Annotated in this window: 19 protein-coding genes; 4 read left to right on the forward strand and 15 right to left on the reverse strand. The window is 51.8% G+C overall.

Features of this window, described 5'->3' with window-relative positions:
- Window positions 1-9 precede the first annotated feature (9 nt).
- From KIK84_RS14425 to KIK84_RS14450, 6 genes are read right to left on the reverse strand one after another with little or no spacing between them, the layout of a single operon-like run.
- Window positions 10-927 carry a glycosyltransferase family 2 protein gene (locus KIK84_RS14425; RefSeq protein ID WP_214123795.1) on the reverse strand — a complete coding sequence of 306 codons (918 nt, stop codon included), beginning with the start codon at window positions 925-927 and terminating at the stop codon, window positions 10-12.
- Complete coding sequence (locus KIK84_RS14430; protein WP_214123796.1) at window positions 924-2,129, reverse strand: glycosyltransferase; 1,206 nt, start codon at window positions 2,127-2,129, stop codon at window positions 924-926. The genes KIK84_RS14425 and KIK84_RS14430 overlap by 4 nt, the downstream gene beginning before the upstream one ends.
- Window positions 2,126-2,662, reverse strand: a complete 537-nt coding sequence (locus tag KIK84_RS14435) for an acyltransferase (RefSeq protein WP_214123797.1) — start codon at window positions 2,660-2,662, stop codon at window positions 2,126-2,128. Before KIK84_RS14435 ends, KIK84_RS14430 begins: the two co-directional genes overlap by 4 nt.
- Window positions 2,659-4,461, reverse strand: coding sequence for an asparagine synthase-related protein (locus tag KIK84_RS14440; protein ID WP_214123798.1), 1,803 nt, complete (start codon window positions 4,459-4,461; stop codon window positions 2,659-2,661). Before KIK84_RS14440 ends, KIK84_RS14435 begins: the two co-directional genes overlap by 4 nt.
- Before the next feature lie 15 nt (window positions 4,462-4,476).
- Window positions 4,477-5,460 (reverse strand): glycosyltransferase family 2 protein, encoded by a 984-nt coding sequence (locus KIK84_RS14445; protein ID WP_214123799.1) that lies wholly within the window; start codon window positions 5,458-5,460, stop codon window positions 4,477-4,479.
- A 3-nt stretch (window positions 5,461-5,463) separates the two neighbouring features.
- On the reverse strand, window positions 5,464-6,414 hold the full coding sequence (locus tag KIK84_RS14450) for a glycosyltransferase family 2 protein (RefSeq protein ID WP_214123800.1): 951 nt from the start codon (window positions 6,412-6,414) through the stop codon (window positions 5,464-5,466).
- Window positions 6,415-6,483: 69 nt separating this feature from the next.
- Between KIK84_RS14450 and KIK84_RS14455 the strand changes: the two genes are divergently transcribed.
- The 4 genes from KIK84_RS14455 to KIK84_RS14470 are packed head-to-tail and all read left to right on the forward strand — an operon-like array spanning window position 6,484 to window position 10,946.
- Complete coding sequence (locus KIK84_RS14455; protein WP_214123801.1) at window positions 6,484-7,848, forward strand: oligosaccharide flippase family protein; 1,365 nt, start codon at window positions 6,484-6,486, stop codon at window positions 7,846-7,848.
- A 5-nt stretch (window positions 7,849-7,853) separates the two neighbouring features.
- Entirely contained in the window at window positions 7,854-8,759 is a 906-nt protein-coding gene (locus tag KIK84_RS14460) for a glycosyltransferase family 2 protein (RefSeq protein WP_214123802.1), read from the forward strand.
- A 4-nt stretch (window positions 8,760-8,763) separates the two neighbouring features.
- Window positions 8,764-9,747 (forward strand): NAD-dependent epimerase/dehydratase family protein, encoded by a 984-nt coding sequence (locus tag KIK84_RS14465; protein WP_214123803.1) that lies wholly within the window; start codon window positions 8,764-8,766, stop codon window positions 9,745-9,747.
- On the forward strand, window positions 9,744-10,946 hold the full coding sequence (locus KIK84_RS14470) for a glycosyltransferase family 4 protein (protein WP_214123804.1): 1,203 nt from the start codon (window positions 9,744-9,746) through the stop codon (window positions 10,944-10,946). The genes KIK84_RS14465 and KIK84_RS14470 overlap by 4 nt, the downstream gene beginning before the upstream one ends.
- Here the strand turns inward: KIK84_RS14470 and KIK84_RS14475 are convergent.
- The 9 genes from KIK84_RS14475 to epsA all read right to left on the reverse strand — a co-directional run bounded on the left by KIK84_RS14475 (window position 10,939) and on the right by epsA (window position 20,750).
- A complete protein-coding gene (locus KIK84_RS14475; RefSeq protein WP_214123805.1) occupies window positions 10,939-12,396 on the reverse strand; it encodes an O-antigen ligase family protein in 1,458 nt (485 codons plus the stop codon). The genes KIK84_RS14470 and KIK84_RS14475 overlap by 8 nt on opposite strands.
- 44 nt (window positions 12,397-12,440) lie before the next feature.
- Window positions 12,441-13,340, reverse strand: coding sequence for a chain length determinant protein tyrosine kinase EpsG (gene epsG / locus KIK84_RS14480; protein WP_349815941.1), 900 nt, complete (start codon window positions 13,338-13,340; stop codon window positions 12,441-12,443).
- Complete coding sequence (locus KIK84_RS14485; protein WP_214123806.1) at window positions 13,337-14,770, reverse strand: GNVR domain-containing protein; 1,434 nt, start codon at window positions 14,768-14,770, stop codon at window positions 13,337-13,339. Before KIK84_RS14485 ends, epsG begins: the two co-directional genes overlap by 4 nt.
- 12 nt (window positions 14,771-14,782) lie before the next feature.
- The gene (gene epsE / locus KIK84_RS14490; RefSeq protein WP_250207992.1) at window positions 14,783-15,601 is read right to left on the reverse strand and encodes a polysaccharide export protein EpsE; all 819 of its coding nucleotides are present in this window, start codon (window positions 15,599-15,601) and stop codon (window positions 14,783-14,785) included.
- A complete protein-coding gene (locus tag KIK84_RS14495; protein ID WP_214123808.1) occupies window positions 15,601-16,704 on the reverse strand; it encodes an EpsD family peptidyl-prolyl cis-trans isomerase in 1,104 nt (367 codons plus the stop codon). Before KIK84_RS14495 ends, epsE begins: the two co-directional genes overlap by 1 nt.
- Before the next feature lie 28 nt (window positions 16,705-16,732).
- On the reverse strand, window positions 16,733-17,890 hold the full coding sequence (locus KIK84_RS14500; protein ID WP_214123809.1) for a hypothetical protein: 1,158 nt from the start codon (window positions 17,888-17,890) through the stop codon (window positions 16,733-16,735).
- The gene (locus KIK84_RS14505; protein ID WP_214123810.1) at window positions 17,887-18,408 is read right to left on the reverse strand and encodes a cyclic nucleotide-binding domain-containing protein; all 522 of its coding nucleotides are present in this window, start codon (window positions 18,406-18,408) and stop codon (window positions 17,887-17,889) included. Before KIK84_RS14505 ends, KIK84_RS14500 begins: the two co-directional genes overlap by 4 nt.
- 109 nt (window positions 18,409-18,517) lie before the next feature.
- Complete coding sequence (locus tag KIK84_RS14510; protein ID WP_214123811.1) at window positions 18,518-19,933, reverse strand: undecaprenyl-phosphate glucose phosphotransferase; 1,416 nt, start codon at window positions 19,931-19,933, stop codon at window positions 18,518-18,520.
- Window positions 19,926-20,750 (reverse strand): XrtB/PEP-CTERM-associated transcriptional regulator EpsA, encoded by an 825-nt coding sequence (epsA, locus tag KIK84_RS14515; RefSeq protein WP_214123812.1) that lies wholly within the window; start codon window positions 20,748-20,750, stop codon window positions 19,926-19,928. The genes KIK84_RS14510 and epsA overlap by 8 nt, the downstream gene beginning before the upstream one ends.
- Window positions 20,751-20,805 lie beyond the last annotated feature (55 nt).

Here is a 20,805-nt window from a genome sequence, read left to right on the forward strand (position 1 = left end):
ATTGCGTGGTCAACGTTGGATGAGGGCATTGCGCGCATCAATCTCAGCCACTGCCTTGGCCTTGCCAACCAGCAGCGCACGTGCTTGGTAGGTGCGCAAAAAGCGACGGAACTCCAAGTCGTTGTAACGCGGCTTGCCTTGCAGAGCACTCTTTACCCAACCCCACAACATGGCCGCAGAGCCCAATACATAAGGCTTTTCAGCTATCTTTTTAATAGCACTTGCCAATATGTACAAAAAGCCCGTACCCATAAAGTACTGGCCATAACCATGGCGCATACGCCCTGTGTAGATGCTTTGCTGGCTACTACCCATGGGGCGCAGGTGCACAAAGCGTAACTCCGGTTCGTCCCAACTGCAGGCGATCAAGCCCATCATGCGGCAGCGGTGGCAGTCAATGCCATCCCACATCACTTCCCGAACAAAGCCACCCATGGCCTCGAAGGCGCTTACACGGTAAAACTTGGTCATGCCCAAGCTGGTTTCGTCGCCATGGCCTTCGTTCACCAGTTGGTCACCCTGCTCCACATAGGCTTTGCCGCTGCAAGTGGCTATACGGGGGTTGGCGTGCATGCGTTGCATGAGAATTTCAAAATAGCGCGGAGGCAAGCGCAAATCCAAATCCAGCTTGCACACAAACTCAAAGTCCGTTGGCGTAACCGCTGCATAGCCTGCATAAAACGCATCTACCACCCCCGGCCCCACAGCGCGGTGGCCGCGGTTAGTGCGCGTTACCACCTTGATCCACGGGTGCTTGGCGGCGTACTCAGCCAGTATGCGCGGGGTGTCATCAGTTGATCCATCGTCCACTATGACCCACAAAGCAGGTAATACCGTTTGGGCCACCACCGTGTCCAAGGTTTGGCGCATGTATTGCGCCTCGTCACGGCAAGGGGAAATAAGCAAATAGCCTTTTGCGTTTGTCATGCGGAAATTTGTTGAATCAATCGGTTGATATTGCTGGCTTGCCCAAACTCTTGCTTCACATGCTCTTGGGCATGCGCCACAAGGCCGTGCCCCATAGCAGCACCAGAAATCAAGCGCGCAATTTGCGTTGCCAAGCTGGCTGCATCATTGGGTTCAGCCAAGAGGCCCGTCTGTTCATGCACCACCAACTCTGGAATGCCGGACAAGCGGGTAGACACCACCGGCACCCCTTGGGACATGGCCTCCATCAGCACCACGGGGATGCCATCCATGTCGCCATGGCTGTCTTGTTTGCAGGCCAGCACAAAGGCGTGGTGCTCACGCATCCAGTCGGCCACGGCGTGGTGGGGCAAACTGCCCACAAACTGCACATGCTCTTGCAGTTGCAGGCGCTGCACCAGCGCTTGCATGTCGGCCAGCAGGGGACCATCGCCGGCCAAGCTCAGGCTCACATCCATGCCTTGCTGGCGCAGCAGGGCCACGGCGTTGATCAGCACGTCAAAGCCTTTTTTTTCCACCATGCGCCCCAGCGACGCCAGTTTGTAAGGGCCATCTGCATCATGCTCCACTGGCGGGCGGGCGGCAAAGCTCACACCACAACGCACCACGGCCAACTGCTGCTCTGGTATCCCTAGGCTGAGCAAGTAGCGGCGGTTGTAGTCAGAAATGGTGAGCATGCGCTTGGCACGTGCCGCCTTTTGCGGCAGCAGCAAGCCTTCTTCAAATATGTCGTTGGCATGGGCCATGACCGTAAAGGGCACCCCTGCCATGGCACTGGCGTACATGGCTATTTGGGTAGGTACGTGGGCGAAATGCACGTGCAAATGGGTGCAGCCACGCTGGCGCAGGTGTTTGGCCAGCGTGGCTGCGGCCACAAATTGGTAAGCCAGCTTCCATGTTTTCAAGCGCCAAGGGCGACACTGCAGCATATCTGCCAATAGCCACGCAGCAGCTTTGCGCCAGCCAGCCAGCAGCCAAGGCATGTCGGTCAAACCGCTCAGCACCACCTGCAGCGGGCCACCCGCGTACAAATGGGTCACGCGCTGGGCCAACGCTTGCTGAGCTGGCACAGGCTTGGCAGGTTGGCGCACCGAAAAAGGCTCCACGGCCACGCCAGTACGCTCCAGCGCCAGCAGCTCCTCGTACACAAAGGTTTCAGACAAGGCTGGCATGGCAGGGGACAGGTAGGCAATGCGGGTCATGCGGCTGTGTCCTTGGCCTCTATGTCTTTTACCCATTTGGCAGGTGAACCGGCCACCACGGTGGCGGCAGGCACGTCTCGGGTCACCACGCTGTTGGCCCCCACTACCGCACCATCGCCAATGGTCACACCTTTCAATATGACTGCACCACGCCCAATCCACACATTGCGCCCTATGCGTATGGGTGCAGATACGTGGGGCTGCAAGCGCCGTGGCGTATCTAGCCGGGTGCCATGGTTGGCATCGCGTATAGAAACGTATTCGCCTATCAGGCAATCATCACCTATGTCTATGTGGGCATAGGAAACCAAGACGCAGCCTTGGTTGATGCGCACATGGTTACCCAAGCTAATGCCCCCTGCTTCGTTGGTATCCAAAAACACATCGCGCCCCAAGCGGCAGTGACGCCCTGTTTGCAGGGCTATGCGCTTGGGCGTGTGCAGCGGGCCATCAAACTGGGTGGTGTAGGACACAGGCAAGCGCGAGTGGGCCCGCAACCACACATAGCGCCATAGACGCAGCAGCAATGTCATGGGCGTACCCCATCCAGTGCCTGCTGGGCAAACAATTCCACAGCCACCATGGCACCTAACTGGCGGGTGTGGTTGGCACCATGCAAATGCTGCTGCCACAGGGCTTGTGCGGCGTTGTGGCTCCACAGCCCACGCTGCTGGGCAGATGCGCCCAACACAATGTCTTGCACGGCGCTGCGCCAAGGGCCGCGCATCCATGCCCCCGGGTCTGCCACCTTCAGCGCTGGGAAGGGATCCACACCCAGCACCTTGCCCACTTTGTTGACGACGCGGTGCAAGGCCATGGATGCCAAATTGGCGTGGTAACCCCAGCCGGGTGGAATCTGGGTACGCTGCCACGTGGTTGCCGCTGACCGCGGCGCTATGCGGCGCATCACATCCAAGTACAGGCGGTGTTTGAACTTGTATTCCTGCTTGACGGTGGTGACCGCATCCACAAAATCGCGGTCAAAAAACGGGGCGTGTGACTCCACGCCAGAGCGCAGCAGCATGGTGCCGGAATTGGTGTTGCGGAACACCCGGTTCTCGTACAGCCAGTCGTTAACCCGTTCTATGGGGCGAGCACCGCTGTGGGCCGCAATCGAGTGGGCCCACAGCTCTCCAGCAGCCGCTGTGCCAGGCCGCCTGACAGAGGCCATCAAGCCGTCAACCAGAACATCCTCTTGCGGTGACACGCGCCAGCGCCAGATAGACCGGCCCAATTGTTGTAGGTCTTGCATGCCCAACCATTCACGCTTGATGAAGTTGCCACCCAAAATCGCATCGCCCGCCAAGCCATTGAGCACTACATCGCAATGGCTGGACAGCAAGGGGATAAAGGGCAGCATGTACATGCTTTCCACCCCAAAAGAACCCGCCGTCAAGGCCACACCTTGCCCCCACAATGGAGGAAAAGCCTCGGGCTGCCAGTGGCGTACGGTGTGCGGAGAACCCACGCGCTGTGCGAATTCGGTGGCACAAGCGATGTCGCGGCAACCATCCAAGCCCCACGTGAAGCTGGGCACCTGTTCGGGATGCCGACACAAATCCAAAATAATGCGCGAATCCAAGCCCCCACTGAGCGTAATGCCCAGTTTGCCTGCTGCGGACTCTTGGCGTTTGACTGCGGCAGACAAGGTATCGGCCAGCAAAACGGCCGTGTCGTCGAATGACCGCGTTGCGTGGCCTTGGTGCTGCATCTGCCAATAGCGGCGTTCAGTCAGAGTGCCTGCGGCCGCACCCAAAGGCTGGGTCAACACCGTAGCGGGAGGCAGCAAGTCCACGCCCTCCAGCAGAGTCATGCGGTCAATCAACTCACCAGAGCGCAGCAACATGTCTATTGCGCTATGGCTCATGCGTTTGTCCGGCATAAAGGGCCAGATGCAGCGCATCTCGCTAGAGGCAACCCAATACGCGCCCGCTTGGTAGAGGTAAATGGGGTAGTGGCGGTAACGGTCGGTGAGCAAACGCAGTTCGCCTTGCGGACTGACACTGACAGCCGCAAAAGAACCGTTGAGGTGCGCCAGCACAGCGTCTTGCCACGCAGGCTGCGCCAATTGCTCCAGAGCCTGCTGTGTGGCGTCACCAGAATCTTCTACACATTGCCCCAGCCATGCCAAGGCATGCCCATGAACATGCTGCAGCGTTCCACTCAGGGGAAATTCGCCGCTGCTGCGGCGCCAAACCAGCATTTGCCCACCTGGGAAAGCCTGCACCTGCACTTGGTGGCCAGCCTGCACCACTTCGGCCTGCACACCGCTGCAGCCTGACTGCAGCAGCGGCATGCTGTGGGCGGCCCATACAACTAAAAATCCTGCCATGTTGTTATCCGTTTTTTAGAGGGCGTGCTCTGCTCGCAGTTGCTGAAACTGTCCCACTGCAGCCGGCAAGCGCATGAACTGGCAATGCAAACCATACAGAAAAGCGCTGCCCAAACTGGTGGCACGTGTCCGTACAGACCAAGCTATGCGGGCGGCCCTTACCGACCACCAGCCCAGCAACGCCACGATGGCACCTGCGCCCGCTGCTACCCCTAGGCCCAAAGCCCCAACTGCCAGCCATACCAGTGGCTCGGCAAAATTGCGCACCGTTTCTTTGAGCCACATTTTTTCAGGCTGCTGGCGGTATCGCTTGGCAATGCTGGCGTAAGCCCGGCCATTGACCACCCCGCGCCGCCAGTACTGGCCAAACGTGGTCATGGCCAAGTCGTGCAGCACCATGGGCACATCCAAGCAGACAATGCGCCAGCCACTTTGGCGCACGCGATAGCACAGATCAGGCTCCTCTCCGCAGCGCAAGGCTTCATCAAAAAAGCCATGCTGCTGCAACACCGCCAAACGCCAAAACGAATTACCACCGCACAAACGGCTGTAGCCTGGTGGTATGTGCCAGTCAAAACTGCAAGCGCGCATGTAGATGCTTTGTTCGGGGAACATTTCTATGCATTGACCAAACACACACGCCACTTGGGTTTTCTCTATGGCTTGCAGGGCATGCTCCATCCAGCCAGTTTGCATCACGCTGTCCCCGTCAATTAACTGCACAAACTGGCCTGTGGCGTGGCGAAGCCCCAAGTTGCGCGCTTTGGCGGCTGATGGCTTATCGGTTTGCAACTGCAGCACTTGCACGCCAGCTATGCTTTGGGCAATGGCAACGCTGCGGTCTTTGGAGCCGCTGTCGACATAAAAAACTTCCAATTCATACCCTACAGGGCAATTGGCAAATACGGCCGTCAAGGACTGCGCCAAACGGGCTTCTTCGTTCAACCCAATCACCACCACCGATATGCGCTGCGGGTTATTCATAACTTGGATATGCATACATCAGCGGGTGGGCTTGGTACCCAAGCGGGTTTTAATGCAAAGCTGCAAGAACAACTGCGCATGCTTGGTGCCGCTGCTCAGCTGATGCCAGCGACTAGGACGCAGTAAGTGCTTGGCTGTTTGCACAGCATCGGCTAGCAAGCTCAAACCAATATCCAGCAGTAGGCCATGCAAGCCATGGTTTTTGCGCATGTACAAGATTTCACTCTCCACTTGCAGGGCAGAAAGCTGCTTGCCACTTTTGGTAATGGCTCCGCTGCTTTTGGCACTCTCGCCGCCTAGGTGCACCACGGTGGTGTGGGGGTAGAAAACCACCTTCCAACCGGCCTTTTTGGCTGCAAAGCAATGGTCTACCTCCTCAAAATAGAGGAAGTAGCGCGGATCAAAAAGGCCTACTTGGTCAATCACCTCTTTGCGCACCAAGTAATAGCAGCCGACAACCCAATCGCACTCGCGCACGCTGGCATGATCCCAATCCATGTCATCAACTAGCTGGGTGCTGGGAAACAGCTTATTCAACCCAGTGCGCTGTACAAACAAGTTCCACGGCGTAGGAAAGAAACGTGCACAGGGCTGCAAGCCACCATCCGCCCCCTCCAGCCGAACCCCCAAAATGCCGCAGCGGGGATTCTGATCCATGTAGGCAACGGTTTTTTGCAATGTGTCTGGGGACACAAAAGCATCGGTATTCAAAAGCAACACATAACGGCCGTGCGCATGTGCCAAGGCTTGGTTGTTGGCACGGCCAAACCCTACGTTATGGGTGTTCTCTATGAGTACATCGTGAGGAAAATGCTGCTGAATGTAGGCCGCAGACTGATCGGATGAAGCGTTGTCTACAAAAATGCATTCAACCGATAAACCTTGGCTTGCTGTTTGGAGTTTTCCAACAGCTTCGCCCAGCAAATGGGCGGTGTTATAGCTGACGATGATGGTGGATACGTCTACCACTGAGAACCTGACTTGATATGTGACGCCTACCATTATGATCGAAGCATTCAAGACACTAGAACAACAACCATGACAGGGAATAGAACGCTCAAGCAGCGCATCATCCAAGCGGGCATTTGGACCATAGGGGGGCATGCATCAAGCCAAGCACTGCGTCTGCTTAGCAACCTGCTGATGACACGCCTGCTGATGCCAGAAGTTTTTGGTGTCATGGCTATTGCACAAGCATTCCTCATCGGCCTGTCACTATTTACCGATGTGGGACTTAGCCAAAACATAGTCCGCAGCCATCGCAGCACAGAAACCCGCTTTGTTAACACCGTCTGGACACTGCAAGTATTGCGCGGTGCCTTTCTATGTTTGCTTTGCATAGGGCTCGCCTTGGGACTGTATGTGCTGGCTCATTTAGGGCTATTCCCGGCTGGCAGCGTATACACACACCCTCAACTACCAGGTGTTTTGGCCATACTGTCACTCAATACACTGGTGACTGGCTTTGAGTCGACTAATTTGGCAATGGCCAGCAGGAGTTTGAATGTACGCTTAGTTACCTCGTTAGAGCTTTGCAGCCAATTAACTGCCTTATTGTTTATGGTGACATGGGCATACTTCTCACCATCCATATGGGCGCTTGCCGCTGGCTCGGTCGTTGGGGCCAGCACCAGAATATCGCTAAGCCACCTAGTTGCGCCAGGGATAAGAAACCAATTCGCCTGGGACAAAGCCGCTGTACATGAGGTACTGGACTTTGGAAAATGGATATTTATTGGCTCTATTATTGGCTTCATCGTGATGAATGGTGATAAGTTCATACTAGGAAGCCTTACCAGTGCTGCATCACTTGGCATCTTTTCATTAGCCGGCTTTCTTATCAGTGCAATACAGCAAGTTTTTTCAAAACTTGCTGGCAGCGTTGCTTTCCCAACATTCTGTGAAGTGGCCCGAACCCACCCAGAAAAGTTGCAAGAAAAATATTACAAAATACGCCTGCCAATTGATGTTTTAAGTTTATTTTTGGCCGGCCTTCTTTTTTCCGCCGGCCATATTGTGGCAAATATTTTGTACGACCATCGCTATGCAGATGTGGGTCACATACTTGAAATCATGAGCATTTGTTTGCTTGAAATTCGCTATAGCATTACTGGACAAGCACTGTTAGCACTGGGACACTCCAGAATAATCACACTTTTAACATCCATACGATTGCCTATAATTATTTTTTCCATCCCGGTTGCTTACTATTCCTATGGAATAGAAGGTGCCGCATGGGTTTCTGGCGGCAACAGCTTGGCAACCATTCCACTCCTCTTGTACTTTGCTTATAAACACAAGCTCCTTGATGCAAAAAAAGAGTGCATGACATTACCAATCATAATAATTGGCTATTTATCTGGCTCACTGGCCAGCTCGACATATAACCTTATGGTTAAATAAATCATATGCCACTCGTTTCAGTAGTTCTATCCATCTACAACGGCGAGAAATATCTTGCACAGGCAATTGACTCTGTTTTGCAGCAAGATTTAAAGGGCTTTGAATTATTGTTAGTCGACGATGGCAGTTCAGATGGAAGTCTAGGCATCATTCGCCAATATGAAAAGCAGGATACCCGGTGTCGTGTTTTGACAGGGCCCAACCAAGGTTTGATTGGCAGCCGTAACCTTGGTATAAGCCAAGCGCGTGCTGAACTCGTGGCATTAATGGATCAAGACGATATTTGCATGCCAAACCGGCTGTCCAAACAGTTGCGCTATATGAACGACCACCTTGAATGTGTGGTTGTAGGCTCCAAAGTGCTGCTTATTGACCCCGATGGTGAGCCTATTGCACCCATGCTTTTGGGTGAAACGCACGAAGCTATTGATGCAGCCAATATGTCGGGGCGTGGTGGTGCCATCGTTAATCCCAGCTCGATGCTGCGCAAGTCAGCTTTTCTTGCTGTGGGCATGTATCCCAAGGACTTTGTGCATGCCGAGGACATTGACATGTTTCTGCGTTTGGCTGAAGTGGGACGTGTTGCCAATATTCCAGATATCTTGCTGCACTATCGCCAGCACCTTGCAGGCACGGGTTACCAGCACAGGCAAAAGCAACAAGCATCTGCCATAGCCGCAGTGCAAGCCGCCTGCCAACGGCGAGGACTTGTGTTCAACGCTCACGAACTGGCAATTACAGCGACAAACGAGGTAGTAGTCATTGGAGACGTGTACGCCAAATGGGCTTGGTGGGCACTCGATGCGGGTTATGTTAGGACTATGCGCAAATATGCATTCAGAGCGTGGCTGACTGCGCCCTATAAAACGACCTATATCAAGCTTATGCTTTGCGCCTTGCGTGGACACTAACCCGATGCAAAACAGCATTACAAATACTGCAGCGCCTACCTGCTTGGTACTCGGTGCCAGAGGTTTTATTGGCTCTCATCTCACTGATGCCTTATTGGCTCATGGTGCCCATGTGCGTGCATTCGATCGCCCCGGAATTCAAACCGTAAAAGGGGCCGTGGAAGACAAGCGCCCGGGCCTGACAGTGCTGGAGGGTGACTTGGTGAGCACCAAAGACATTGAAGCTGCACTGGAGGGAGTGGACGTGTGCTACCACCTTGTCTCCACCACACTGCCACGCTCATCCAACCTAGACCCCGCTTACGACATTGAAACCAATTTACTTGGCACATTGCGCTTACTCGATGCAGCCGTACGCCAAAAAATAAAGCATGTGGTGTTTACGTCGTCAGGCGGCACGGTGTATGGCAACCCTATCGCAACGCCAATCGCCGAAACCCACCCGACAGAGCCAACCTGCTCATACGGGATCATGAAGCTGGCTATAGAAAAGTATCTGGCGCTCTACCAGCAGCTGCATGGCTTAGGCAGTACAGTGTTTCGACTGGCAAACCCCTATGGGGAGCGACAACGCATTGAGGCCAGCCAAGGTGCTGTAGGTGTTTTCTTGGGCAAAGTGCTGCGCCAAGAAACCATAGACATATGGGGGGACGGATCTATCGTCCGCGATTATTTGCACATCTCGGATGTGATTAGCGCCCTGCTCCTTCCCACCATAAAGCCCCCAACCTCGCATGGTATGCATGTGTTCAATATTGGTTCAGGCCAAGGACAATCGATCAACGAATTGATTGACACCATTCGTGCTGTGACAGGCCAAACAACTGACGTTCGCTACCTGCCTGGTCGTGGGTTTGATGTACCTGTGAATGTCCTGGACATTTCAAGAGCCAAGACGGTGTGGGATTGGCAACCACACATTACGCTGAAGGCAGGCATTGCTCGCACATGGCAATGGATGCAGACCGAATACATGGATAAACGATGAATTCCGCTCTCATAAAACTTGGCAATGCTTTGGCTTATTTGCGTGAACACGGCCCACGGGAATTTGCAGATCGACTGCGATATGGCCCCAAGGCTGATCTCGTATCACGCTATGGCTACGCGCTGTTGGGTAATTTTGAGCAGCACCCAGATACCGCGGCTGCGCCAGCCAATACCGTGAATTGGTTTCTTTCTGGGTTCTCTGCCACGTCTGGCGGTCACATCAACATCATGCGCTTTGTGCACGCGCTGGAGGCCCGCGGCTATGAATGCCGCATTGTGATTGCGGAGGGGGAGTGGATGCGCGATGCGAACGCAGTGCGCCAGCAAATGATTCAAGCCTTCGGCCCTATGCAAGCACAGGTCTACCTGAGTGCGCAAACCGCCCCTCCCGCGTACGCCAGCATTGCGACGGGCTATGACACGGCTTATTACGTGCGTGCATTCACGTCTACCCACAAGAAATTTTATTTTGTACAAGACTTTGAGCCATGGTTCTCAGCGCCCGGCAGCAACCATACCTTGGCTGAAGCCACATATCGATTTGGTTTTATTGGGATAACTGCTGGCAACTGGTTGGCGGAGAAACTAGCAGCAGAGTACGGTATGGAAACCCACCCGTTTGGCTTTTCATACGACGAAACTCTGTACACAAACCAAGCGCGCACAGAGCATGAAGAGAAACGCGTATTTTTTTATGCACGCCCTGAAACTGAACGCCGGGCATTTGAGCTAGGTGTGCTGGCACTGCATCTTGTTTACCAACAATGCCCCCAGCTAAAAGTGGTATTTGCTGGGGGTAACTTAGAGCGACAAAAGTTTTCTTTCCCATGTGAGGTGCATGGCAAATTAAATGTGCGTGACCTCGGTGCCCTGTACAACAGCTGTGATGCAGCATTGGTGTTGTCGATGACCAATGCCTCACTTTTACCAGTGGAGTTAATGGCCTGTGGAACACCCGTGGTGAGCAACACGGGGGCGTGGGTTGAATGGCTACTCAATGGTGACAATGCACAACTCGCGTCTGCAGAGCCGCACGCATTGGCCTCTGCACTGCAGACCGTGCTGAAAGACAGCAACACGTGGCAGCGTCTTCATCGCGCAGGCTTAGCAACAGCGCAGCAAAACTCTTGGGGACAAGAGGCAGACAAAGTGGCAAATGCATTCAGCAGCCATGGGTGCAAGCCAGCAACTAGCTAGTAAGTATCCGTGCTTTGGTGGCTTGAGCAATGGTTGCAGCCGCCAGACCACCGAGTACCCAATACATAACCGGTATGAAGGTTATGCTGCTCACGGTGTAAATGGTAACCATAATGCAGAAAAATATGGCCATTAAATTTGCAGCCAAAGAAGAATACGCATTATTTCGAGAAAAAACAACTTTAGCCAAATCAACTAAAACCACAACAAAATAGCCAACAAACAAACAAAGCCCTATCAAACCACCAGACAGCGTAACTGCAACATACGAATTAACAATATCAATAATGCCATTGGCTCTTAGCACCTGCAAGTCATCTGCCTCCATATAATCATTAGAGCCAAACCACAGGCTTCTTTGGATCACAGGGAGTGCATTTTTCAGCAAATCCTCCCGATAGGTTACGGACATTGGATCAACACTGCCAATTAAAGGCAACTTATCCAACAACTTCTGTCCTATTGGCGTCAACAAAAGAACAAAAATAGCCAACACTACAAATGGCAGTTTTTTTAATGCGTATTTTCTGAAATTCTCAGAAAGAAAAAAGAAAGCCAGCAAACCAGCAAAACATCCGACCCATGGACCACGAGAAACCGGGGCGTACAAACCCAGCAAAAACAAACCCAGCACAACCATTTGAATTTTTGTATTTTTAATGGATTCCGCAATATAAAACTGCAAAATGAAAGCCACAGCCATCAAAAAACCCAACACTATCGGCTGACCAGTACTAGCCAAAGCACGCAGGGAATCTTCCCGTCGCAAATAACCACCATAGCCCCACGCATCAACACCCAAGGCATAAGAAACACGCGAATACAAAAGCCAATGCTTGGCATACTCAAAAAAACCTATCAAACCCAGAACAACCAAACCAAGCAGGATCATTTTCAAGACATCCTCGATTTGACTCCTGTCACGCAAACACCTGCTAAAGACATAGTAGGGAATGACAATATCGACACACACCATAAAAAGCATGCGTATTGCTCCGGTAAAAGTCGTTTCACCGAACAATGGAACGGTCGCATACAAAACATAAAGCAGTAAGAATCTATCAATCCAAACAACTGCAGTGCTCTTTAATGGAGTTGACTCCTTGTATGCAGCATAAGCCATTGGCACAAAAACAACCAACACCATTAGCCGAAAATAATTTAAATCGAAAAAATAATTAACCAAGCCAAAACCAGGAATTTGCTCAGAAAACAGTGGTACGGCAAAGAGCACACATGCAGCCAGTGCGAGCGGGTTTTCGTCTTTCTTTCGAGCCCGCCAAAGAACATACGCCGTCAAAAGAACAAAAAGCCAAAAATTATGTGCAAGAAAGGCTGCACTGGTAATCATGTACCAAGCGCGCACGCGCACAGGAAGCACCTGCCTGTTCAGCCCAAGCTCTGGTGCATACTTGTTGGCAAAGTAAAAAACAAAAGTGGCGATAAGCATCACCACTATGTAAGCACGAAGTATTTCTGGCATTGCTTGTTTAGTTATCCGCCAACATCAATTAATGGTGGATCATTGAGTACGGAGCCCACAATATTGATTTGGCTTTGCTTTAGCTCCGCAACCAAACTATTGAAATCAGCAAGCTTGGTCTCGTTGGCGCGAGCAACCAGCATAGCGGCCCCTGCTTTGGCAGCCACAATCATGGCGTCAGACCCTGTTGACGCAGATGGCGTGTCAATCAAGACAATGTCGTAACTTTTCCCTGCCCATTCCAATAACTGCTGCATGCTATCGCGATTGAGCAATTCAAGCGGATTGGGTGGTACGGGCCCCGCTGGGATAACGTCTAAACCCGGCATAAAACTAATCGCTTTAAGCACCTGACTCACCTCAGCTCTTTCTGCCAATAGACTAGAAAAGCCCAAAGTGTTGTCCAGTTTAAAAAGGCTGTGCTGACGCGGATGGCGCATGTCGGCATCGATCAGCAGAGTTCTTTCCCCCATCTGTGCAAAGACGATTGCCAAATTGGCGGCTAGATAACTCCCCCCCTCTGCGCGTCCAGCACCGACTACTGCGAGTTGGGTGTTGGTGGCTTGATCGAACCAGCGCAGTTTGAGTTGACTGCGAATCGCCCGCAGCTGATCCACCTCGGCACTGAAAGGCGCATATGCAGCCACTAGATCGGAGTGGGTTATGCGGCCGCTGCTGCGTGGCAAGTAGGCGTAGTCGTACTGGTATGACAGTGCATAACGGATATCGGCTTCACTGATGAGTCCAAGCTGTATTGCAGCCTCGCCGAAGCGAATTTTTTTAGCCCGTTGCAGCTCGGCTACCCGCTGCGCATCTGCTTTAGAAATGATGCCTGCGTCGACCAGAATGTCGCCCAATGGACGCTTGGTACGGTTTTCAACAGCAACCATGTCTTTTTCTGTTGTAGTCACATCAAATCTCCCATACGACTGGTTACTTCAAAGTCTTTGCGCTGTTTGCGTTGGGTAAAAAACTTCCGCAATAGCTGCAACTGCTTGCGCAAACCATAACCGGCACCTTGGCGGTCAATTACGCCCAGTACCGGCACTCCCTCAATTGCAATATCGCCGACAACACGTACTTTGCGGTTCAGCATTTCAAGACCTAAAGCGACAGCAAATGCTGCCCCCAAAGCTGCTGCCAAACTCGTTGCTAAATACTTGGGACGATTGGGACGAGATGGCTCGGTCGGTTCTACTGCCGGACTCAAAATGGAAACGTTGGCTTGGTCCGCTTGCTTCTCCAAATTGAGTTGATTACTGCGCGAAAGAACAGAGTCATACATGCGCTTGGCAGCCTCTACGTCTTGCGTGAGCAGGGCAACTTGGTCGCGCTCCTCTTTCATAGAAAGTACACGCTCTTTTTGCGCTGCGATGGCCGCTTTCAATTCTGCTTCACGTAACGAGGCTGTGGTTTTGGCAACGCGTGTTACCCCAGATGCGCGAGCTATTTCACTGGCCAGTTGGTTTTTAAGTTCTGTCAACTGACTCTCAAGCTGCTGGCGCTGTGGGTGATTGGGGCCCAAGTTGACGCTCAAGGCGGCAAGAGAATTCTCTGTTTTATTGATATCGGCCTTCAACCCCTGAACCAAAGCACTGGTTTGCACATCAGGCGACAGGTCTGTACCCGATGTTTTTTGGCGGCTGGAAATGTCCATTTTCTCGCCCTGCAATGCAGCCAACTGGGCATTCAATGCATCCAGTCGCTGGCTTTCTGCGTCCACACGTTGATCCGATCCCGAGACGATATTCTTATCGCGCTGATATTCGGTCAAGCGCGTCTGTGCTTTATCAACCGCATCGCGCAAATTTTTGAGGCGATCCTCGAACCAATCAGCGTACTGGCGTACGGGCTCCACACGCAGGTCAATGACCAAATCCACGTAGGACTGGGCATACGTATTCACCACAGCAGTAGCAAACTTAGGATCTGCAGCCTCAAAGGTAAGGCGTATGACGTTACTGTTTCGCAGGGGCTCTACCGTCAGGCCACGACGCAGCAAGTTGGCGTAGTAATTCTCCAAGGGCGTGAGGCCTTTGGTCGCCTCTTTCCACTGGTCAACCAATGCAGGAGTCTCGGCAACTCGTAAACGCTTCACCACACCAATGGCGACACGCTCGCTCTGCAAAATAGAAACTTGGGTGGAAATATAGTTGCTAGCGATAGTGACTGAGCCAGCGATAGGATCGATGCGCGTATCGAGCAGAAGGTCTGTACTGGCTTGATAAGTTTTGGGGACAGTGAATGTGTAGGCGACACCACCGAGCAAAGCCACGACAAATGCCAACGCAGATAAATAGCGATGGGCAAAGAGTATCAGCAGAATTTGTTTGGGATTCATGGCTGCCTTAACTTAGAAAAGACTTTCACGCACGTAAATAACGTCGTCTGGACGCACCATGTCACTGAGCTCTGGAGACATTTCGCGGACTTTGCCATCTGCATCTTGACGGAATAGCTTGAGGCGCTTTTCGGTGCCACGCTGTGTAGGCCCCCCAGCTGTAACCAAGGCCTGAACAAAGGTCATATTGCGCTCAATGCGGTATGAACCAGGGCGTTGTGCTTCACCGTAAACATAAAACACCGGTGCACGATGCACATAAACGACCTCACCGCCTTGTATTGGAATGTCGCTGGCAGCCTTACCATCCAAATAAAGTGACGCGACATCTATCTCTTGGCGCCATGGCTTGCCGCCACGCTGGCCTGTGATGATGACCGTGTCCGAACCTGTGGGCAAGATCCCCCCCGCCAATGCCAACACGTCAGACAGACGTGCATTGTTGTACTCCAACGGGAACTGTCCAGGTCGCCCCACCGCACCAAGAATAGACACCACTTTGCGACGCGCTTGGGTAACAGTGATATTGACTTGTGGACTGCGCAGAAAGCCCCCTGATTTCAGGGATTTGACCAACACCGCCTCTGCCTCAGGAATGCTCAGTCCAGCCAAACGCAGCGTGCCAACCAAGGGGTAGCTCACATCGCCAGACTCCAAGATACGCGTTTCAATGCTGAGATCCGGACTCTGGTACACCTGCACCTTGATTACATCACCAGGGCCCAGCTTGTCTTCAAAGGTTTTGTCTTGCGCGAAAGCCAAACCAGCAGATGCCACTATGCAGCAAGCACCCAGCCAACGCGCGCATTTAGTCATGAGTTGTGTATGCATCATTTCAATCCCTTAAGACCTTTTTCAAGATTCAGTGGCTGCGCTGTTGCGCCTGCATCTTCTTTTCCAGACTTGGAGCGCGCTTCTGCTCTGGCTTTTGCACGTTCCTCTTCTGCAGCCTGAGCAGCCGCTTGCTCTTGGGCTTTTTGCTTGGCAAATGCTTCCGCATCTTCTTTGGCTTTTTGCTCTTGCTGCGCCTTGGCTTGTTGAGCAGCCTTAAGCTCTTCTTCCGCTTTGGCCTTTAATGCGGCTTCACCACCTTTGAATTCACCAAAATACTCAATTTTGGCTTTCGCCTTTACATCGGCCTTAAATTGCTTGATAGCAGCAACACCACGCTGATTAAAGAGATACGTTTTAATAAGTGGCAGTGCCTGTGCTTCACTAACAGGCTCAGATTTAGACGCGTTCACACGCATGATGACGTAGCTACTGCCTTCGCTATGAAGTGCCATTTGTCCATCTTTGAGCATGGCCAGTTTGGGCAAAATCTCCAGTGGCAGCTGCTCTGCACCACGCACTCCAGAGTTGGCGGCAAACTTGATGTCGTGCTGCTTGAGCCAAGTCGATATATCTTCGGCAGACTTTGCGTTATTGACAGCTACCCTCAATGCACTCTCATCTATATCGGCCTTAGGAAAAGTAATTTCTTGCAAGTTATAAATGCGGCGTTCTGCAAAAAGAGCCGGATTATCTGCGTAATATTTTTTGGCTTCGTCATCAGTGGGCTGGGCTTGCGCCGATGCAATTTGCTCCATAGCGGCCCTAGCCAAAATTTCGCGTTTTGCGGCCTCAATTGCTGCAACAACCTCCGGAGAACGATCCAATTTTTTATCGACAGCTGCATTAATAGCGATTTGCTGATCAACAAGCGCAGATAATATTTCTGCCTTTACTGCCGTCAATCGTTCCGGAGCAACACCAGAAGCCTTGCTCAAAATAGCATTCATTTGGTGCACGGTAATTTCTTGGCCATCTACCGAAGCAATTACTTGCGTAGCGCCGCTGTCGACTTTTTTTCCACATGCAACCAGTGCACTTGCCAACACACTGGTGACTGCTATCGCAACGAGCGTGCGATGCATAGTTTTTAGTTTGTTCATATCAATCCCTGCAATTTAAAAGAGTAATTCAATAGAAATAAATATTGGCTGTCAGATCAATTTGCTCTGCATGGTAGTCAACCCCTGCAACGTTGCTTGATCTACTAGAGTCGGTGTAGGACAAAACAAAATTCGCCATCTTTCTTGGCTGCCAGTTATATGACAGCGTAATGTCCTGGGTAGTATCTTGTCTGGTGGATGAAATACCATTTGGACTGCCCTTGTCGGCGCGCACTGTATTTTTGTATGTCAGGCCTAAGCCGCTTTTGCTTGAGATATGCCACATGGGAGCCAATACAAACACATCGTTTTGTGTATAGGTCGTCCCAGTTGTTTGATAACCAACCGCATCACGCTGCCACGAGCTTGCCATCGACAGCTTGCCAGAGATGCCCCAGGTCAGGCCAATACTGGCACTGGGGCCGTCAAAATTGAATTGAGGCGTCGAATCAAAACGTTGCCTTGTTTGCCCCAATTTCCCCGTTAGCCAACTTCTCCCCCCGACTGCGATGCGCGTAGACACTGTTGCGGCATCGTAAGAAAAGTCGCTATTGGAAACCCCTTTGCCCGATTGAAGACCCACATCAATCGAATTACTTGACCCTGAAACAAACCGCGCACCCAACTGCGCACCAGTTGAACGGCTGTCCGTTTGACCCACGACATTTTGTTCGTTCGTTGTACGGCTATTCACAAGCCCAGAATAGAACTGCCAATAAGAGCCCAAATCGTATGCCAACTGAAACGACGAGGACTGCTTCGTATTTTTGTTGCGCTGAGACTGGTTGCTGCTATCGGAAGGTGTATTGAGCGTCTCGCTCTGCTGCGAACCCAATGAGCCATGCCAACGCGGTGTCAGAGTCCACAACCATGACAATTGGTAATTCTGCGCTGTGTAATCAAAGTTGCGATTGTTTTGATGCTGGCTAGCAGCAAGGCTTGCATCAAGGTCAAACGTTTGCTGGCTTACTGGCAGCGAGACTTTCACCCCCACTGTCTCAGTGGTAGTTTGCTCGGATTTGGCGTTGGCACCGCTGGTGCGCAAGAAGTTGTTGGTGCTGGAGGAGCTCAGCCCGGCACGATAAGTGATGACATCACTGCTTTGTGCGTGTGCGCAGGCAACCAAGGCAACCCAAGATAGGCATGCCAAGCGCGCAGGAGAAACACATAGGAACATGCCAATCAAACCAAGGATGTGAGCGCCGCCATGTTGGGCGAGGTAGCCACCTGACGCAATTTGGCGGTGGCTGAACTCAGCAACATAAGCATTAATTTGTTGCCAAGGCGAGGATGATCCACGAGCAGTGCATTGAAACTATCCATGGACAACACCGCAAAATCACTGGGCTCCAGAGTCGTGCAAGTTGCAATGCGCGCTTTGCCGTCAATGAATGACAGTTCACCCAAAATATCACCCGGATGGATTGTGCTGTGCAATGTTTTGCCATCCATTTGGCGCTCAATAACGGCACTACCAGTTACCAAGAACGCCATGAATTGACCTTCATCGCCTGCTCGCAAAACGGCTGCTTGGCGCGGCAAACCATAGACCTCTAAGTAATTGCTCAGCAGAGCGGCTTCCGGCTCACTGAAATTATCGAATAGATGCTTGGGTTTGACAGCATCCATGAACTCATTCACAAAGTCGCTAGCCGTCCCCAGTGGCTCGGAGGCTGGTTGCAAATCCGCAAAATTGGTTGTCATAGAGTCCTGTTAGATGCCTGCTTGCGCAGAATGAGGCCGTTCAATTATCTGGATGTGCTGTGACATCAGCAAGAGTCCGATTGGACTATTCATAGAGTCCACATGAAAATCAGTACGCCTGCCTATCGTTCACAACCAATTTGATGGTTCTAAAAATAATATATAAATCCAAGCGCAAAGACCAATTTCGCAAGTAATCCAAATCAAAATCAATGCGTCCCTGCATTTTATCCAAGGTCTCAGTTTCCCCTCTGTACCCATTCACTTGAGCCCACCCAGTGATACCGGGCTTCACTTTATGACGCACCATGTAGCCCTTAATCAATTTGCGGTACAACTCATTATGAGCAACTGCATGGGGGCGAGGCCCCACAATACTCATACGGCCTTGCAAAACATTGATGAATTGGGGTAACTCATCAATGGATGTTTTCCGCAAAATACGCCCAAGAGGCGTTATTCGAGAGTCATTTTTGGTCGCTTGTTGAATCTTTGCACCATCCTCAACAACCTTCATGGAACGGAATTTATATACCAATATTTCCTTGCCATCCAAACCATAACGACGCTGCTTAAAAAGTATAGGACCAGGAGAAGTCCATTTTACTGCTACAGCAACCACCAACAAAATAGGAGATATCAAAAACAAAATAATTAACGACAAGACAATATCGCTAATCCTCTTTATTACTCCACTAGCACCTGTAAAAGGGGTTTCACACACCGATATAACAGGCATCCCGCATACGGTGCCGGAACGCCCCTGAATAAGATCCGTCACAAACATGTCGGGAACAAAGAAAATAGATGCTGTTGTGTCCTTGAGTTCATCCAGCACTTGCAATATGCGAGGTTGTGAGGCCATGGGCAGCGACAAATAAATGATCTGGACATCATTGGCACGCACATACGGAGACAAGTCAGCCATTTTTCCCAGCAACTGATAGTGCTGATTTTTGGGCAAACGGGTCGGTGTCCGATCATCAAAAAAACCCGCGAATTCCATTCGAAGGTAAGGACTGCTAGACAAGCGCTCAGCCAATGCCAAGCCTTGCTCGTTCATACCCACCACGATGGCTTTCTTGACCGGCCCCTCCAGTGCCAACAAGAAAGGAGCGACAAAGCGCAGCGTCAAATGCCCCAGTAACAGGAGCGCAGGCGTAGACAGCAACCACACCAGCATGGCATTGCGAGAAAACTCTTTGTGGTAGCCAGTTCCAAGCCCCGCCAACAGCAAAAGACCGGCTGCCCAAACCCAAGAGAGCCAGACATCCACCAACAACTGCCTCCATGACGAGTTGAGCCGCGGCTCACCTGGAAAAGTGATCGAAAACACAATGACCGACAAAATCAGGTAAGCGCCATTGACACCCTTGTCAAAAAACCATGCGCAAACCCACAACAAAACCACCCACGTCAGGGGTTCCAAACTGGCCTCAATGGCACTTAAAAACGTATCGCGTCCAACGGAGTCCGACTCATTGCGAGCCGACAGCATTGCTGCTGATTTGTTTCGTTCAACCATGTCGTGATGCTGTCTCGCTGCTGGGTGTGTACTTTTCGCGGTATGCAGCCACGGCCTGGGCTCTATTGAGCACATCGAGTTTTTTAAAAATACGCTGCATGTGATTTTTAACCGTGAACGCGCTAACGTTGAGGATACTGCCAATTTCAGAATTGGTCTTACCGAGCCCCACCCAGTGCATGATTTCTGCTTCGCGATCACTCAAAACACCACCGTCAGCATCGTGCGCCACCTCAACTGGCGCAGGTTTGCTCGGATGCTGATGGGAAAGCAGCTCTACCTGCCGCATGGCAGCATCAATGTAGGGCAACAGCATGCGAATAGTTTGCTTATCGCTGTGCCGACGCTTGGGGTAGCGGCTGAAAAACATGTACAAACAGTCGTGACGACCGCGTTGATCGTTGATGCCGTGGACCAGCGCTGAATTCATCGTTGTCATGGCATCGGCAATGGAGCCTGGCTCCATTAGCCCCTCCCATGTCACCCCCTCGTGACCGACATTGAGAAAAAATGGCTCTCGATCCTGCATTGCCCATTGCTCGAACATGCCCTTGAGCAAGGGTGCAAGTGACTTTGCCGTAGCGTTTTCCGTTCGAACGCCTGGCATGGCAGAAATGATGTCGTAATAAATGAGGCCTAGATGAAAGTCCCCCCAAGCAGCAATCAAAATTTCGTGCGTGAGGTAATGCTGCAAGCTGCCTTGCAACCAAGTCATCAAATCCAAATGGTTCCGCACCGCGAGAACTTCATTCAGCAGGGCATTAAAGCGCTGAAAATCCTCTTGGCTTGGCTGCGATTCATCCCGCTTGAATAGCATGGTTTTTAATAATAATAGTTGGTGTGTGACAGGGCTCTATATTAAGGGGAAGAGC

It is taken from the genome of Curvibacter sp. CHRR-16 (assembly GCF_018474005.1).
Classification (GTDB): Bacteria; Pseudomonadota; Gammaproteobacteria; order Burkholderiales; family Burkholderiaceae_C; genus Allorhodoferax.

Coding starts and splice junctions, on each gene's coding strand:
- KIK84_RS14510 (WP_214123811.1), bottom strand. CDS start 19,933: ATGGTTGAACGAAACAAATCAGCAGCAATGCTGTCGGCTCGCAATGAG.
- KIK84_RS14485 (WP_214123806.1), bottom strand. CDS start 14,770: ATGAATCCCAAACAAATTCTGCTGATACTCTTTGCCCATCGCTATTTA.
- KIK84_RS14465 (WP_214123803.1), top strand. CDS start 8,764: ATGCAAAACAGCATTACAAATACTGCAGCGCCTACCTGCTTGGTACTC.
- KIK84_RS14425 (WP_214123795.1), bottom strand. CDS start 927: ATGACAAACGCAAAAGGCTATTTGCTTATTTCCCCTTGCCGTGACGAG.
- KIK84_RS14505 (WP_214123810.1), bottom strand. CDS start 18,408: ATGACAACCAATTTTGCGGATTTGCAACCAGCCTCCGAGCCACTGGGG.
- KIK84_RS14475 (WP_214123805.1), bottom strand. CDS start 12,396: ATGCTTATCGCCACTTTTGTTTTTTACTTTGCCAACAAGTATGCACCA.
- KIK84_RS14455 (WP_214123801.1), top strand. CDS start 6,484: ATGACAGGGAATAGAACGCTCAAGCAGCGCATCATCCAAGCGGGCATT.
- epsE (WP_250207992.1), bottom strand. CDS start 15,601: ATGCATACACAACTCATGACTAAATGCGCGCGTTGGCTGGGTGCTTGC.
- KIK84_RS14435 (WP_214123797.1), bottom strand. CDS start 2,662: ATGACATTGCTGCTGCGTCTATGGCGCTATGTGTGGTTGCGGGCCCAC.
- KIK84_RS14445 (WP_214123799.1), bottom strand. CDS start 5,460: ATGCATATCCAAGTTATGAATAACCCGCAGCGCATATCGGTGGTGGTG.
- KIK84_RS14460 (WP_214123802.1), top strand. CDS start 7,854: ATGCCACTCGTTTCAGTAGTTCTATCCATCTACAACGGCGAGAAATAT.
- KIK84_RS14495 (WP_214123808.1), bottom strand. CDS start 16,704: ATGAACAAACTAAAAACTATGCATCGCACGCTCGTTGCGATAGCAGTC.
- KIK84_RS14470 (WP_214123804.1), top strand. CDS start 9,744: ATGAATTCCGCTCTCATAAAACTTGGCAATGCTTTGGCTTATTTGCGT.
- epsA (WP_214123812.1), bottom strand. CDS start 20,750: ATGCTATTCAAGCGGGATGAATCGCAGCCAAGCCAAGAGGATTTTCAG.
- KIK84_RS14430 (WP_214123796.1), bottom strand. CDS start 2,129: ATGACCCGCATTGCCTACCTGTCCCCTGCCATGCCAGCCTTGTCTGAA.
- KIK84_RS14440 (WP_214123798.1), bottom strand. CDS start 4,461: ATGGCAGGATTTTTAGTTGTATGGGCCGCCCACAGCATGCCGCTGCTG.